The sequence below is a fragment of the Mycobacterium bulgaricum genome, from assembly GCF_041287165.2.
Lineage (GTDB): Bacteria > Actinomycetota > Actinomycetes > Mycobacteriales > Mycobacteriaceae > Mycobacterium > Mycobacterium bulgaricum.
In genome coordinates, this window is sequence record NZ_JBGGKV020000001.1 from 932,854 (window position 1) to 947,864 (window position 15,011).

Here is a 15,011-nt window from a genome sequence, read left to right on the forward strand (position 1 = left end):
AACTGCGCGGCTACTCAGCAGCTGCAACAACAACAGCAACAACCCGCGACGCGGCACAGATCGACTGCGCGGCGCTTGGTGAGCACGAGCTCGATGCGGGCTGGCACGGCTGACAGCTTACCTAAAGACGGGGTGATCAAGCCAACAGCGCCGAAAGAGCCGACCGCAGGTCAGCGGCGGTGGGCACCCCCGACGCGCGGTATCGCTGCCGGCCGTCTGCGTCGAAGATGAACGTCGTGGGCAGTGAAAGCACCGAAAGCTTGCGCGCCGCCTCGGGATTGGCATCGATGTCGAGCTCGACGTGCGCCGCGTCGGGAACCTCCGCGCACACCTGGTCGACGACCCGGCGCACCGCCACGCACGGTCCGCACCATTCGGCCGTGAAGTGCACGACCGTCGGTCCCGTCCTGGACAGCCGCAGCCTGGCGATGTCGTCGGCGTCGAGGGCGGGCCACTCCTTGTCGCCCCGCAGCCGGCCGGACCGCGAGGTCATCAGCCGCCCGACGGCGAACGCGAGACCGAAGGCCACGACCAGCACCGCGATGACGGTGATCCACGAGGAACTCATGACAACCGGAACTCCCGAAGGTCGACCGTTACTCCCTCGGTGATGCCTTCGATGATGATGTCGGACCCTCGGGCGCCGGCCGTGGTGGGGGCGACGCCGAACGGCAGCTTCTGGCCGGGCAGCTCCGCGGAGAAGGCGGCCAGCACCGCGGGGATCTGCTCCTCGGGCACCGCCTGATCGGCGGTTCCCGGCTCGGTCAGCACCCCGGTGGCCGTCATGACCAGCGTGGTGGCCTCAGGTCCTGCGACCGACAGGTCGACGGCGATGCTGACCCGTTCGTGGAAGCCGGCCTTGTCCGGCGTGCCGGTGAAGACCAACCCGCGGTTGCTTGAGATGCCCGATTCGGTGGTCCCTCCGGTGGAGTCCTCCGTTTCCGCCGTCGGCGCCTCGATGAGGAGGTCGGGGATGTCCATGAAGCGACCGACGTGGGTCGAGTCGATGATGATGCGGCTCTCGAGCTTGCCGATCGCCAGCGTCGCATCCGGCGGGACCAGCCACGATTCGCCGAGCCCGACGGAGTGCATCGTCGCTTCCAGCGAAGCCTTGCCCACCACGGGGTGATCAACGCCACTGGCCTTGATCTCCACTTCGTCGTAGTGCCTGCGCTGCGCCTGCGGGATGAAGGGAAAGCCCAGGATGGCCACAGACGGGTCCCAGTTGAGGTCTGCGGCGCTCCGGACGCTCCTGGCCAGGCGATACTCCGCATAGATCGCCGCGCCGAAGTCGGTGCTGACCGCCCCGACGAGCACGGCGGTGAGGGTTGCGACGGCACCGATGACGAGCTTGCGCACCACGACATTGTTGCCGACGCCGGTCAGCGGACGCGTTCAGCACGGCTTACGAGCAGGTAGCACGCTAAGGTGAGACAACCATCGGCGCGGTAACGGCCGTGTGTCGGACATGAATCTGGGAAGTCACCACGCACAAAGGTGTTCGGCGGTGTCCCGGCGATGAGCTCCACGGATGCTGGAGGGTCAGTTGGATCTGCTGCTACTGACGGTTGACCCGCACCCGGAATCCGTCCTGCCCTCACTGTCCCTGCTCGCGCACAACGTGCGCACCGCCCCCACCGAGGTCTCCTCCCTGCTCGAGGCGGGCACCGCCGACGTCGCGATCGTCGACGCGCGGACCGACCTCGCCGCCGCGCGCGGCCTCTGCCGTCTGCTCGGGACCACCGGCACGTCCGTACCGGTCGTCGCGGTGGTCAACGAAGGCGGCCTCGTCGCCGTCAACGTGGAGTGGGGTCTGGACGAGATCCTGCTGCCCAGCACCGGCCCCGCCGAGATCGACGCCCGGTTGCGGCTGCTGGTGGGCCGCCGGGGCGGGATGGCCAGCCAGGAGAACCTCGGCAAGATCAGCCTCGGTGAGCTCGTCATCGATGAGGGCACCTACACGGCGCGGTTGCGCGGACGCCCACTCGACCTCACCTATAAGGAGTTCGAGCTCCTGAAGTATCTCGCCCAGCACGCCGGGCGGGTCTTCACGCGCGCCCAGCTCCTGCAGGAGGTCTGGGGTTACGACTTCTTCGGCGGCACCCGCACCGTCGACGTCCACGTGCGCCGGCTGCGCGCCAAGCTCGGCCCCGAGTACGAGTCCCTCATCGGCACCGTGCGCAACGTCGGGTACAAGGCGGTGAGACCCGCCCGGGGCCGGCCGCCGGCGGCAGGATCCGGGAGCGAAGACCTCGACGACGACGATCCCTACGACGACGACGCCGATTCGTTGAGCACCGACAGCGTGCCCGAGTCCCTCGGCGACGCACTTCGCAGTCAGTGAGTTCGCCGTTCTCGGTCGGTTGGCGCGAGAAGCTGTCCGACGCCGACCAACACGCCATTCGCGACCTCATCGCCGCGGCGAAAGCCGTTGACGGCGTCGCCCCGGTCGGCGATCAGGTGCTGCGCGAACTCGGTCATGACCGCACCCGGCATCTGCTCGCCGCCGTGGGCGACGAGATCCACGGCTACCTCAACCTGGCGCCCGCCGGCGACGACGCACCCCCGATGGCCGAGCTCGTCGTCGACCCCGCATCGAGGCGCCGGGGCATCGGCTCGGCCCTTGTCCGGTCCGCGTTGGCCGACGGCGGACCGGCCACCCGCATCTGGGCTCACGGCAACCTCGAACCCGCCAGGGCCACCGCGTCGGCACTCGGTCTCGTCGCCGTGCGCGAGCTGCTCCAGATGCAGCGTCCGCTCGCCGATCTGCCTCCTGTGCCGTCCGCGCAGGGTGTGCGATTCGCCACATACGTCGGGCCGCAGGACGACGCCGAGGTGCTGCGGGTGAACAACGCGGCGTTCTCCTGGCATCCGGAACAGGGCGGCTGGACCGAGGCCGACATCGCCGAGCGGCGCGGCGAGCCGTGGTTCGACCCGGAGGGGTTCTTCCTCGCCTTCGATGACACCAGCGGCGAGTTGCTCGGATTCCACTGGACAAAGGTGCATTCGGCCACGCTGGGCGAGGTTTATGTGGTTGGCGTCGACCCCTCGGCGCAAGGCCGGGGCCTCGGCGCTGCCCTCACGTTGAAGGGTCTGCACCACCTCGCGGCAAAGCTCTCCGGGGACGCGCAGGGGGCCGATTCGGGGTCCGATGTGATGCTGTATGTCGAAGCGGACAACTCCGCCGCGGTGAAGACGTATCGACGGCTCGGTTTCGACGTGGTCAATTCCGATGTTGCGTATGCCACCCCGGCGGCGGCCGACCTGTGAAGTCGCTGAACCTGTTCACCCCTCGTTAACCCACCATCCCCGAACCGTCCACCGCGGCCGAATACGTTGCCGGTGAGTTGGAGCCGCCAAGGGAAAGTGGGATAAGTGAAGCTCAACATCATCGGCAGGTCGTTCGGTACGACTGTCTCGGTCGCAGCAATCGCCGCGCTGACGCTCGCCGGCTGCGGCAGCGACAACAACGCGCCGTCGGGTTCGTCGGAGTCCGGGTCCGCGTCCGCGTCTGCTGAGGACTGCGGCGGCAAGGCATCGGTGACCGCCGAGGGCTCGACCGCCCAGCAGAACGCCATCGCGCTCTTCAACCAGGTGTGGAGCCAGAAGTGCCAGGGCAAGAACCTGTCGTACAACCCGACCGGCTCCGGCGCGGGCCGTGAGCAGTTCGTCGCGGGCAACGTCGACTTCGCCGGATCCGACTCCGCCATCAAGGAAGAGCAGGCTGCGCAGGCCGCCGAGCGTTGTGGCGGCAACCCCGCCTGGAACCTGCCGCTGGTGTTCGGCCCCATCGCGATGGCCTACAACGTCGAGGGCGTCGAAGGACTGGTGCTCAACGGCGACACGCTCGCCAAGATCTTCCAGGGCCAGATCGCCAAGTGGAACGACCCGGCGATCGCCGCGCTGAACGAGGGCAAGACCCTGCCTGATGCGAACATCACCCCGATCTACCGCTCGGACTCGTCGGGTACGACCGACAACTTCCAGAAGTACCTGGAGGCCGCGTCGGGCGGTGCGTGGGCCAGGGGCGACGGCAGCGAGTTCCAGGGCGGCGCCGGCGAAGGCGCACAGAAGTCCGCCGGTGTCGCGCAGGCTGTGCAGGCCACCCCCGGCGCCATCGGTTACGTGGAGAAGGGCTTCGCCGACCAGGCGGGGATCCCCTACGCCCAGATCGATAACGGCAGCGGCGCAGTCGAGCTGACCGACGAGTCGGCCGGCAAGGCCATCGATGCGGCCAAGTTCGCGGCCGAGGGTAACGACTTGACGCTGGATCTCGCCTCGCTGTACGGCACCCAGGAGTCGGGCGCCTACCCGCTGGTGCTCGCCACCTACGAGATCGTGTGCTCGAACGGCTACGACGCCGAGACCGCCGAGGCCGTGAAGTCGTTCCTGACGGTCGCCGCCAACGACGGCCAGAGCGGACTGTCGGCTGCGGGTTATGTGCCGCTGCCCGAGAAGTTCAAGGAGCGTCTGCTGACGTCGATCGACGCCATCGGTTCGACCGCTTAAGTTCACTGGCGCAACTGCCGCACCGCGGCGAGGATGGGTGCTTGACCGTATGACCGACAAGCTCGATGGAACTGCATTGACCACTCCGAATCCATCGGCCTCGGGGTCGGGGGAGGCCTTGGCCGCCCCCTTCCCCGAGCCGCCGCCCATGTCGACCAATCCGTCGGGAAATGCGAAAGTTCGCGCAGGCGATCGCATCTTCCGCGGACTGGCCGAAGGCTCGGGCACCCTCATCGTGGTGATCATCGCCGCGATCGGGTTCTTCCTGCTGTGGCGCGCCATCCCCGCGTTGGCGCGCAACGAGGAGAACTTCCTCCTTTACAGCGGCACCTGGAACACCTCAGACACGTCGGCGATGAGCTTCGGCATCCTGGATTTGCTCCAGGTGACGGTGTTCGTCTCGGTGTTCGCCCTGGTGATTGCGATGCCCATTGCTCTGGGCATCGCGATCTACCTGACGAACTACGCCCACAAGCGGGTGTCGGGGCCGCTGGCCTACATGGTGGACTTGCTGGCGGCAGTACCGTCGATCATCTACGGCGTCTGGGGCCTGTACGTCCTGGCGCCGGCGATCAAGCCCGCCGCGATATGGCTCAACGAGAACCTCAGTGGAGTTTTCCTGTTCGCCACGGGCAATGCGTCGGTGGCCGGCGGCGGCACGATCTTCACCGCGGGCATCGTGCTCGCGGTGATGATCTTGCCCATCATCACGGCGGTCACCCGAGAGGTGTTCGTGCAGACGCCGCGCGGCCAGATCGAGGCCGCGCTGGCACTGGGCGCCACCCGCTGGGAGGTCGTGCGGACGACCGTGTTGCCGTTCGGCATGTCCGGCTACATCAGCGGTGCGATGCTCGGCCTCGGGCGCGCGCTCGGTGAGACCATCGCGTTGCTGATCATCCTGCGTGGCACCCAGGCGGCCTTCAACTGGTCACTGTTCGACGCCGGCTACACGTTCGCCAGCCTGATCGCCTCTGCCGCATCGGAATTCAACGATCAGTACAAGGCGGGCGCCTACATCGCCGCCGGCCTGGTGCTGTTCATCCTGACCTTCGTGGTGAACACGCTGGCCCGTGCCGCGGTCGCCGGAAAGGATCGGTCAGCCTCATGACCTCCGCAACTCTGGACCAGCCGGTCAAGGTCCCCACCTTCCAGGGCGTCAGCGCCCGGCGGAAGTTCACGAACAACCTGGCGACGGTTCTGGTGACGGCGTCGGTGGTGGTCGCGCTGGTGCCCCTGGCGTGGGTGCTCTACACGGTGGTGGCCAAGGGGCTCGGCATTGTGCTGTCGAGTACCTGGTGGACCAATTCGCAGGCCGGCATGACGGCCTTCGCGGCCGGCGGCGGTGCGTACCACGCCATCGTCGGCTCACTGCTGCAGGCCGCGGTGTGCGCCCTGATCTCCATCCCCGTGGGCGTATTCGTCGGCATCTTCCTTGTGGAATACGGCGGCGGCACGCGGCTGGGCAAGATCACGACCTTCATGGTCGACATCCTCACCGGTGTCCCGTCGATCGTCGCCGCGCTGTTCATCTACGCGCTGTGGGTCGCGACCCTGGGCTTCGAGCGGTCCGGCTTCGCGGTGTCACTGGCGTTGGTGCTCTTGATGATTCCGGTCATTGTGCGCTCCACCGAGGAGATGCTGCGCATCGTGCCGATGGATCTGCGTGAGGCCAGCTATGCGCTGGGCGTACCGAAGTGGAAGACCATCGCCGCGATCGTGGTGCCCACCGCGCTGTCGGGCATCGTCACCGGCATCCTGCTCTCGCTCGCCCGCGTCATGGGTGAGACGGCACCGCTGCTCATCCTGGTGGGCTACTCGCAGGCGATGAACTTCGACCTGTTCGGCGGATTCATGGGCTCGCTGCCCGGCATGATGTTCGACCAGACCTCCGCCGGTGCGGGCGCCAACCCGATTCCGACCGATCGCCTGTGGGGTGCCGCGCTCACCCTCGTCGTGCTGATTGCCCTGCTGAATGTGGGCGCCCGTTTCATCGCCAAATTCTTTGCCCCGAAAAAGGTCTAGAGGAGTTCACTGATATGGCCAAGCGTCTCGATCTCAAAGACGTCAACATCTACTACGGCAGTTTCCATGCCGTGCAAGGCGTTTCACTGTCGGTGGAGCCGCGCAGTGTCACCGCCTTCATCGGCCCGTCGGGCTGCGGCAAGTCGACCGTGCTGCGCACGCTCAACCGCATGCACGAGGTGATCCCGGGTGCCCGTGTCGAAGGTTCGGTGCTGCTCGACGGCGACGACATCTACGGCGCCGGTGTCGACCCGGTCGGTGTCCGCAAGACCATCGGCATGGTTTTCCAGCGCCCGAATCCCTTCCCCACCATGTCGATTCGCGACAACGTGGTGGCCGGGCTGAAGCTGCAGGGCGTGCGCAACAAGAAGACCCTCGACGAGGTCGCCGAGCGCTCCCTCAAGGGCGCCAACCTGTGGAACGAGGTCAAGGACCGTCTCGACAAGCCGGGCGGCGGTCTTTCCGGCGGTCAGCAGCAGCGTCTGTGCATCGCCCGCGCGATTGCGGTGCAGCCCGACGTGCTGCTGATGGACGAGCCCTGCTCCGCGCTGGACCCGATCTCGACGCTGGCGATCGAGGATCTGATCTCAGAGCTCAAGCAGGACTTCACCATCGTCATCGTCACGCACAACATGCAGCAGGCCGCACGGGTGAGCGACCAGACGGCGTTCTTCAATCTCGAGGCGACCGGAAAGCCCGGTCAGCTGATCGAGATCGACGACACGGAGAAGATCTTCTCCAACCCGACGCAGAAGGCGACCGAGGACTACATCTCGGGCCGCTTCGGCTAGCCACCGCTTCACGCCAGACACAGAACAGGCCCCCGGAATTGCATCCGGGGGCCTGTTCTGTGGTCTGGGTCAGCGAGGGGCCGGCAGTTCGTCTTCCTCGACGGTACGGCCGGTGACCTGGAAGATGACCCGGCGGGCCACCTCGACGGCGTGGTCGGCGAAGCGCTCGTAGAAGCGTCCGAGAAGTGTGACGTCGACGGCGGCGGCGACCCCGTGCTTCCATTCGCGATCCATCAGAACCGTGAACAGGTGGCGGTGCAGGTCGTCCATCGCGTCGTCCTCTTCGCGGATCCGGGCGGCCTTCTCGGGGTCGTGGGTGATCAGCACTTCCTGCGCGCTGTTTCCCAGTTCCACGGCGACGCGGCCCATTTCTGCAAAGTAGCCGTTGACCTCTTCGGGCAGGGTGTGCTGAGGGTGGCGGCGGCGGGCGATCTTCGCGACATGCAGCGCGAGTGCACCCATTCGGTCGACGTCGGCGACGATCTGGATCGAGCTCACGATCGCGCGCAGATCGCCCGCGACGGGCGCCTGCAGTGCGAGCAGGACGAACGCTTCCTCTTCGGCACGCACACTGAGCGCCGAAATCTGGTCGTGGTCGGTGATCACCTGTTCGGCGAGCGCGAGATCGGCTTGCAACAGGGCCTGCGTCGCTTTCTCCATCGCGGCCCCCGCAAGCCCGCACATCTCGCCGAGCCTGCTGGTCAGGGCATCCAACTGCTCGTGATAAGCGGTACGCATGAACCAACCCTACGGCCTGGCATCGTCACCGTCACGAACCGGGCGGTGAACGAAAGGTGAATGCCACCTGCCGAAATGCTGCGGGTGGGCTATTCGCAGCTGGTGTCGGCGGCGTTGGTGACCGTCAGATCCTCCGGCAGCTCCGTGGTCGGCGCCTTGGTGCCGCGGAGGACGTTCAGCTGGTACGGGGACCCACTGGGTGAGGGGGCGCCGACGGAGTCGAAGTCGCTGCCCAGGACCACCTGGACCACGTCGCCCATACCGTTGACGCGTTCGGTGGTGGCGTTGGCAAAGGACGACGCCACCGTCGCGGCGGCTTCCTCGTTGCCGGCGGAGAAGAACACGGTCGTCTGCGACAGCGGACCCGGATAGTCGTCGGGAGTGGTCACATTGAAGCCGTAACCCTGCAGCGCGCTGGCGGCCGTGGCCCCGAGGCTGGTCTGCGCGGTCGAGTTCGACACCTGCACGGTGACCGTTTCCGGATCGGTGACGATCGCGTCGACGACCTCGCCACCCGGCTGACCGGGGTCCTCGTCGGCGGGGGACGGACTGGCCAACGATTCGGGGGTGCCGGGCACCGGTGTGTTGTCGGCGTCGCGCTCTTCGGGTAACGGGTCGTCGTTGATGATCGCGTCGAACAGCGCCCGCATGTCCTCGGTGCGGGGAATCTCGTTGCCCCACTCGTCGGCGTAGCCGACGGTCGGCACCGTGATGAACGTGATGCGCCCCGCGTTGACGCCCTGTACCGACTGGCCGAGGTCGACGAGGTCCTTCGTGTCGAGATTGTCGACGTAGCTGTGGCTGATGAACATGTTGACCACGTTGTTCAGCTTCGACAGGGAGAAGAACGTCTCCTTGGAGATCATCGAGCGCAGCAGCGACGACAGGAACAGCTGCTGGCGTTTGATCCGGCCGTAGTCACCGTTGGTCTCGGTGGTCACCTGCCGGGCGCGCACATAGTTCAGCGCGGTGTGCCCGTTGACCACCTGGCGCCCCGCCGTGGGCAGCACCGTGCCCAGTTCGTAGTCCTCGATCGGGGTGGTGCTGCACACCTCGACGCCGCCGAGGGCGTCGACCATTTGCGAGAAGCCCGTGAAATCGACTGCCATGAAACGGTTCACGTGCAGACCGGACATCTTCTGGATGACCTTCACGAGGCACTTGGGACCGCCGACGGCGAAGGCGGAGTTCAGCTTGTACTCGGTGTAGACCTCTTCTTTGCCATACATGGGCGACTCTTCGTCCATGATGGGGCCGTACTCCCGGGTCTCGGGATTCCACGGCTCGCACTTCATCGGCTCGATCTCGAGGTCACGCGGAAACGACACGGCCACAACACGTTTGCGGTTGGCGGGGATGTTCACCAGCATCACGGTGTCCGAGCGGGCGCCTGCGGCGTCGTCGGTGGTGCCCGCGCCGATGTCACTGTTCTGGCCGATGCGGCTGTCGGTGCCGACGATGAGGAAGTTCTCGTCACCGAACTGCGCATTGGGGTCGACGATGTCACGGGAATCGGGGTCCAGTGCCGACACCCGGTTGAGTAGGTTGTTCTTCGCCGACTGCCACTGCCAGGCGCCGCCGGTGAGTACGAGAGCGAAGACCGCGACCAGTGCCGCCGCGGCCCGGCCGGCGAGCGCGGCGCGCCGGTGGTCGCGACGCGGGGGGACCGGGACGTGCTTCGGTCGCAGTGCGGTCAGGTCCGGTAGTTCGGACGCGCGTCCGTCGATCGCGGGCAGGATGGTGGTGTCCAGATCGTCGCCGTCGGGATACGGCTCGGGGTCCGGCTGGGAGCCGAACTCCTGCTCCGGCTCGGCGCGATGGCGCTTCGGCTCGGCCGACGGGACGCCGCCGTTGATCTTGGCGATCAGGTCGGCAACGGTGACCGGACCGGTGGATTCGCGCGGGGGTGTGTCCGAGGGTTTTTCCCGGATTCCGGGGATGTCGCGTTCCCACGGCGCGGCGCCTGGCGCCGACCGCCGGGATCGGGTATTCCAGTCAGAGCCGGGTCTGTCGGGCCCGTCGTCCTTGCTGGGGCGGCCGGGAGTGGCAGCGGCATCCTCCGTGTCGCCGTCGCTCATGTCTTACCCGGCCTTCCAGCTTCCACGGCTTGTCGCGGGTGCGTGCGCGTCGTTGCGCACTGGCACGCAGATGCCGTGTGCCTGATAACTGTCATAAAGCACTGGTGCCGACTCCGCCACCGGAGCCAGGCTATTGATCCCTCATCGTACTGAGACATCCTGGGAGACATCCAGCCGAAACCTGGTGTCTATACCCTCTCGAATTGTTCTCGAAACGGCTTCGGGTCCATCTCGGTTCGGTGTCGGTCCTGGTCAGCCGCCCGAATGCATCACGTCGGCGCCTGCGGGCACCGTGCAATCGTCGGGGTCGTCGAGCCACCCCTCGGGCAACGTCACAGAAGCCGGCGATCCCTGGCGCCCCCGCGGGCCGTTGGCGGCGGGTGGGAACGGCACGTCCGGGTCGAGCTCGCCGAGCAGGTCGTCGAGCTCGGAAATGGTCTTGACCATCGCCAACGACCGGCGCAGATCCGCCCCGGCGGGAAATCCGTGCATGTACCACGCGACGTGCTTGCGGATGTCCCGCATGCCTTTGTCCTCTCCGAAATGCGCAGCGAGCAGCTCGCCGTGTCTGCGAATGATCTGCGCAACCTCACCGAGAGTCGGTGGTGTCGCGGGCGCAGTCCCGGTGAACGCGGCGGACAATTCGGCAAACAGCCACGGCCGCCCCAGGCAGCCACGGCCGATCACCACACCGTCGCAGCCCGTCGCGGCCATCATGGCCAGCGCGTCACGAGCGTCGAAGATATCACCGTTCCCCAGCACGGGAACATTCGTGACGTGGGCTTTCAGCGCGGCGATCTGATCCCAGTCGGCGCTGCCCGAGTACCGCTGCGACGCGGTGCGCGCATGCAAAGCGACCGCGGCCGCACCTTCTTCGGCGGCGATGCGCCCGGCATCGAGGTGGGTGTGGTGTTCGTCGTCGATCCCGATCCGGAATTTCACGGTGACCGGAATGTCGGTGTGCTCGGTGGCGCGCACCGCCGCGGCGACGATCTGGCCGAACAGCCGGCGCTTGTAGGGCAGCGCCGCGCCGCCGCCACGCCGGGTGACCTTGGGCACCGGGCAGCCGAAGTTCATGTCGATGTGGTCGGCGAGGTTTTCGTCGACGATCATCTTGGCGGCTTTATACGTGTTGACCGGGTCGACCGTGTAGAGCTGCAGCGACCGCGGTGACTCTTCGGGCGCGAACGTGGTCATGTGCATGGTCACGGGGTGGCGCTCGACGAGGGCGCGCGCGGTCACCATCTCACACACGTAGAGGCCGCTGACGGTGCCCGCGCGGGCCAGCTCGAGCTCGCGGCACAGCGTGCGGAAGGCGACGTTCGTGACGCCGGCCATCGGTGCCAGCACAACGGGGCTGCGCAACGCGATCGGCCCGATCCGGAGGGATCGGGCCGCATCGACGGGGGCAGCGGTCTCTACGCTGATGACGACACCAGAAGGTTCTTGGCCGCCTTCTTCTCGGCCATCTGGCGCAGACGTTCCTCGCGGCGCTGCTTGGCGATCTCGAACTTGTCGACGGCCTCCTGCAGTTCTTCGACGAGCAGGCCGAGATCGTCGCGCAGGCGAGCACTGTTGCCGTTGAAGTCCTCACGCTCGAAGATGCGCCACTTCTTGAGCACCGGCATCACGATGTCTTCGAGGTGGATCCGCGGGTCATAGACGCCACCCGAGGCGATGCTCACGGCCCGGCGCCGGAAGTCCGGAATCGTGTATCCGGGCATCTTGAAGTTGCGCAGCACCTTGTGTAGCGACTTCATCGCCTGATCGGGCGCGATCTCGAAGCCGGCCTCCGAGACGTCGCGGTAGAAGATCATGTGCAGGTTCTCGTCGGCCGAGACGCGCTGCAGCAGCTGGTCGGCGATGGGCTCGTTGCAGGCCTTGCCGGTGTTGCGGTGCGACACCCGCGTCGCGAGTTCCTGGAAGGTCACGTAGATGACCGAATCGAAGAGGCTGTCGGCGAACAGGTCGGCCTCGACCTGCTGATTCTGGCCCGGTGAGAAGCCGCGGGTCATCTGCTCGATGCGCAGCATCTCCAACTCGACGGGGTCGACGTTGCGGGTGACGACGAGGTAGTCACGCAACGCGATGCCGTGCCGGTTCTCCTCTGCGGTCCATCGGTTCACCCAGAAGCCCCACGGGCCGTCCATGGTGAAGTTCATCGCGATCTCGCGGTGATAGGAGGGCAGGTTGTCCTCGGTGAGCAGGTTGACCAGCATCGCGACGCGGGCCGTCTCGGAGATCTGCGACTGCTCCGGATGCCAGTCCTGGCCGCCGAGTGCGTAGTAGTTCTTGCCATCGGACCACGGGACGTAGTCGTGCGGGTTCCAGTCCTTCTTCATCCGCATATGACGATTCACGAGAGGCTCGACGACGGGCTCGAGTTCCCTCAGCAGTTGCAGGTCGGTCAGGTCTTTCGACACGACACCTCCCAGTTATCTGTACCTGATGGTTGCACTCAATATATCTGTGTATCCCGGTGACATTCAAGCCGCCGCGCCGTGCCTCACACGCAGGTAGCGGCCCTGTTCAGGTCACCGCCCTGCTGAGCAGTAGCTCAGCACAGTGATCGATGAACTCCTCGCGCGTCGCGCCGAGCCTGCCGTCGAGATACGCCGTGAACAACGCAGTGAGTGCCCCGATCAAGCCCGTGGCAACCATTGCCTGCGTGGTGGGGTCGGTGATCTGGGTCAGGTTGCGCTGCAGCAGCTCGATGAAGTTCGGCATCCACCGGGCGCCTGAGCGGGCCAGGACCGGCTCGGCCTCCGGTGCGAGCAGCAACACCCTGCCGCGAGCGGGATCGTCGATCATCAATGCGACGAACCGCTCGACGGCGTCGCGCATGCTGGCGGATTCCATCAGGGCCGACATCGCCGCGGCGCACACGTCGTCGTAGACCGCCGCGACGTATTCGTCGCGGTCGGCGAAGCTCTCGTAGAAGTACCGCTCGGTCAGTCCCGCCGCTCGGCAGACGGCGCGCACGGTCAGGTTCGGCCCGCCGGGGCTGCCCAGCAGACCGATGCCCGCGGCGATCAGTTCGTCCCGTCGGAGTGCCTGGCGGTCCTCCAGTGGGACGCCCGACCATCTGCCGCGTCGTTGACCGGACGGCACAGTCCTCCTAAGCTCCGTTGATGACAACGTGTGTAGTCAAAATATCGTGATTCGTCGGCGAGAAGAGCAGTAGTGACTCAAGATACGTCCGCGGCAGGCCCCGTGACCAGCACATCCGGTGCCGAGCCGGATGTCTCGGCGGCCGGTTGCCCCGTGACCGGCGGCGGTTACGACGCCCCGCCGGTGCCGCTCGGGCCCGATTCGCTGACGTGGCGGTACTTCGGTCAGTGGACGGGGATGTTGCAGGGCCCGTGGGCCGGCTCGATGCAGAACATGCACCCACAGTTGGGCGCCGCGGTCGAGAAGCACTCCATCTTCTTCATCGAACGGATGCCGCGGCTGTTCCGGTCGGTGTATCCGATCGGGGGAGTGGTCTTCGACGGGCACCGCGCCCCGCAGACCGGCGCCGAGGTCCGCGACTACCACATCGGGATCAAGGGCGTCGACGACCAGGGCCGCCGGTACAGCGCCCTCAACCCAGAGGTCTTCTACTGGGCGCACGCGACGTTCTTCAAGTCGACGCTGCTGGCCGCCGAATGGCTGGGCGGCGGGCTCACCGAGGCGCAGAAACGCCAGCTGTTCGACGAACACGTCACGTGGTACCGCATGTACGGCATGAGCATGCGGCCGGTCCCGAGGTCCTGGGAGGAATTCCAGGAGTATTGGGATCACATGTGTCACAACGTGCTTGAGAACAACTGGGCGGCCAGGACGGTGCTCGACCTGTCGACGATGACGAAGCATCCGTCGCTGGAGTGGATGCCCGACTGGCTGTGGCGACTGAATCTGATTGTCATGCAACGGTTCTTCAACTTCACGACGGTGGGGCTGTTCGACCCGGCGGTCCGCGAGCTGATGGGCTACACCTGGTCACCTCGGCAGGAACGTGCGCACCGGTTGTTCGGCAAGGTCGTCTACCGCGTGGTGAAGCTGATGCCCAAGCGCATGATGATGCACCCGCGGAAGCGCTCGGCGTGGGACCGCGCCACCGGTCGGCTGCCGGTCGACGCACCGTTGGTGCAGACCCCGGCGCGCAACCTGCCGCCCGTCGAGTACCGCGACGACCCCCACTTCTACAGCCCGAAGGTCTGAGCGCCGCGCTACGTTCGTAGGGTGCGACGAAAGCTGACGGCCGTCGTCGGTGCGGTGACGGCGGCCCTGTCGGGCACCGTCTCGACCGCCCAGGCGTCCTCCCCGACCCAGATGATCGTCGTGAGCGCGCCTGCGCCGCATTCGCCGACGGCAACCCTGTCGGCCTACGAACGCGTCGGCGATCGCTGGCGGGTGGTCGTCGGCCCCACCCGGGCCGACCTGGGGTCGCTGGGCGTCGGTCAGCCCGAAGACGACGTGTTCCGCACGCCCGAAGGGACGTTCCCGCTGGGGCAGGCCTTCGGACGGGAACCGGATCCGGGCACCAGGATGCCGTATTTCCAAGCGACGGATGCGGATTGGTGGGACGAGGACGTCCGCTCGCCGACCTACAACACCCACGTCCACGCCGAGGAGATCGATTCCGGCGACGCCGAGAACTTGTACGACTCCGGTCCGATCTACGACTACGCGGTCCTCATCGACCACAACCCGGCGCGGATACCCGGCCGCTCGGCAGGCATCTTTCTGCATGTATCCGATGGGGAGCCCACCTGGGGATGCGTGGCGATCGGTCGCGACCAGATGCGGTCGATCCTGCAGTGGCTCGACCCCGCCGCCCAGCCGCAGATCGCCATCGGCGTCGGGCTCCCCGGCCCCCCGACGGTCTGAC

16 protein-coding genes are annotated in these 15,011 nt (G+C 66.6%); 8 read left to right on the forward strand and 8 right to left on the reverse strand.

What is annotated here, in order from left to right:
• Nucleotides 1-14: 14 nt before the first annotated feature.
• The 3 genes from ACAG24_RS04600 to lmeA are packed head-to-tail and all read right to left on the reverse strand — an operon-like array spanning nt 15 to nt 1,362.
• Complete coding sequence (locus ACAG24_RS04600) at nt 15-107, reverse strand: Ms5788A family Cys-rich leader peptide (protein ID WP_370471476.1); 93 nt, start codon at nt 105-107, stop codon at nt 15-17.
• 29 nt (nt 108-136) lie between these two features.
• Nucleotides 137-568, reverse strand: a complete 432-nt coding sequence (locus ACAG24_RS04605; protein ID WP_370471477.1) for a thioredoxin family protein — start codon at nt 566-568, stop codon at nt 137-139.
• A complete protein-coding gene (gene lmeA / locus ACAG24_RS04610; protein WP_370471478.1) occupies nt 565-1,362 on the reverse strand; it encodes a mannan chain length control protein LmeA in 798 nt (265 codons plus the stop codon). The genes ACAG24_RS04605 and lmeA overlap by 4 nt, the downstream gene beginning before the upstream one ends.
• A 184-nt stretch (nt 1,363-1,546) precedes the next feature.
• Between lmeA and ACAG24_RS04615 the strand changes: the two genes are divergently transcribed.
• The 6 genes from ACAG24_RS04615 to pstB all read left to right on the forward strand — a co-directional run bounded on the left by ACAG24_RS04615 (nt 1,547) and on the right by pstB (nt 7,322).
• The gene (locus ACAG24_RS04615) at nt 1,547-2,344 is read left to right on the forward strand and encodes a winged helix-turn-helix transcriptional regulator (RefSeq protein WP_445206171.1); all 798 of its coding nucleotides are present in this window, start codon (nt 1,547-1,549) and stop codon (nt 2,342-2,344) included.
• The gene (gene mshD / locus ACAG24_RS04620; RefSeq protein ID WP_370471480.1) at nt 2,341-3,270 is read left to right on the forward strand and encodes a mycothiol synthase; all 930 of its coding nucleotides are present in this window, start codon (nt 2,341-2,343) and stop codon (nt 3,268-3,270) included. Before ACAG24_RS04615 ends, mshD begins: the two co-directional genes overlap by 4 nt.
• A gap of 105 nt (nt 3,271-3,375) precedes the next feature.
• Nucleotides 3,376-4,509 carry a phosphate ABC transporter substrate-binding protein PstS gene (pstS, locus tag ACAG24_RS04625; protein WP_370471481.1) on the forward strand — a complete coding sequence of 378 codons (1,134 nt, stop codon included), beginning with the start codon at nt 3,376-3,378 and terminating at the stop codon, nt 4,507-4,509.
• 49 nt (nt 4,510-4,558) lie between these two features.
• Complete coding sequence (gene pstC / locus ACAG24_RS04630; RefSeq protein WP_370471482.1) at nt 4,559-5,617, forward strand: phosphate ABC transporter permease subunit PstC; 1,059 nt, start codon at nt 4,559-4,561, stop codon at nt 5,615-5,617.
• Nucleotides 5,614-6,531 (forward strand): phosphate ABC transporter permease PstA, encoded by a 918-nt coding sequence (gene pstA / locus ACAG24_RS04635; protein ID WP_370471483.1) that lies wholly within the window; start codon nt 5,614-5,616, stop codon nt 6,529-6,531. Before pstC ends, pstA begins: the two co-directional genes overlap by 4 nt.
• A 14-nt stretch (nt 6,532-6,545) precedes the next feature.
• A complete protein-coding gene (gene pstB, locus ACAG24_RS04640; RefSeq protein ID WP_278039095.1) occupies nt 6,546-7,322 on the forward strand; it encodes a phosphate ABC transporter ATP-binding protein PstB in 777 nt (258 codons plus the stop codon).
• Between the two features lie 69 nt (nt 7,323-7,391).
• Here the strand turns inward: pstB and phoU are convergent, their stop codons facing one another.
• The 5 genes from phoU to ACAG24_RS04665 all read right to left on the reverse strand — a co-directional run bounded on the left by phoU (nt 7,392) and on the right by ACAG24_RS04665 (nt 13,249).
• A complete protein-coding gene (gene phoU, locus ACAG24_RS04645; protein WP_370471484.1) occupies nt 7,392-8,060 on the reverse strand; it encodes a phosphate signaling complex protein PhoU in 669 nt (222 codons plus the stop codon).
• Between the two features lie 89 nt (nt 8,061-8,149).
• Nucleotides 8,150-10,138 carry an LCP family protein gene (locus tag ACAG24_RS04650; RefSeq protein ID WP_370471485.1) on the reverse strand — a complete coding sequence of 663 codons (1,989 nt, stop codon included), beginning with the start codon at nt 10,136-10,138 and terminating at the stop codon, nt 8,150-8,152.
• A gap of 252 nt (nt 10,139-10,390) precedes the next feature.
• Complete coding sequence (dusB, locus tag ACAG24_RS04655) at nt 10,391-11,566, reverse strand: tRNA dihydrouridine synthase DusB (protein WP_370471792.1); 1,176 nt, start codon at nt 11,564-11,566, stop codon at nt 10,391-10,393.
• Entirely contained in the window at nt 11,557-12,561 is a 1,005-nt protein-coding gene (locus ACAG24_RS04660) for an acyl-ACP desaturase (protein ID WP_370471486.1), read from the reverse strand. The genes dusB and ACAG24_RS04660 overlap by 10 nt, the downstream gene beginning before the upstream one ends.
• Nucleotides 12,562-12,667: 106 nt before the next feature.
• Nucleotides 12,668-13,249 (reverse strand): TetR/AcrR family transcriptional regulator, encoded by a 582-nt coding sequence (locus tag ACAG24_RS04665; RefSeq protein WP_370471487.1) that lies wholly within the window; start codon nt 13,247-13,249, stop codon nt 12,668-12,670.
• A gap of 72 nt (nt 13,250-13,321) precedes the next feature.
• On the opposite strand from ACAG24_RS04665, the gene ACAG24_RS04670 reads away from it, so the two are divergent.
• Both ACAG24_RS04670 and ACAG24_RS04675 read left to right on the forward strand, forming a co-directional pair.
• Entirely contained in the window at nt 13,322-14,341 is a 1,020-nt protein-coding gene (locus ACAG24_RS04670; RefSeq protein WP_370471488.1) for an oxygenase MpaB family protein, read from the forward strand.
• Nucleotides 14,342-14,362: 21 nt separating this feature from the next.
• Nucleotides 14,363-15,010, forward strand: a complete 648-nt coding sequence (locus tag ACAG24_RS04675) for a L,D-transpeptidase family protein (protein WP_370471489.1) — start codon at nt 14,363-14,365, stop codon at nt 15,008-15,010.
• Nucleotide 15,011 lies beyond the last annotated feature (1 nt).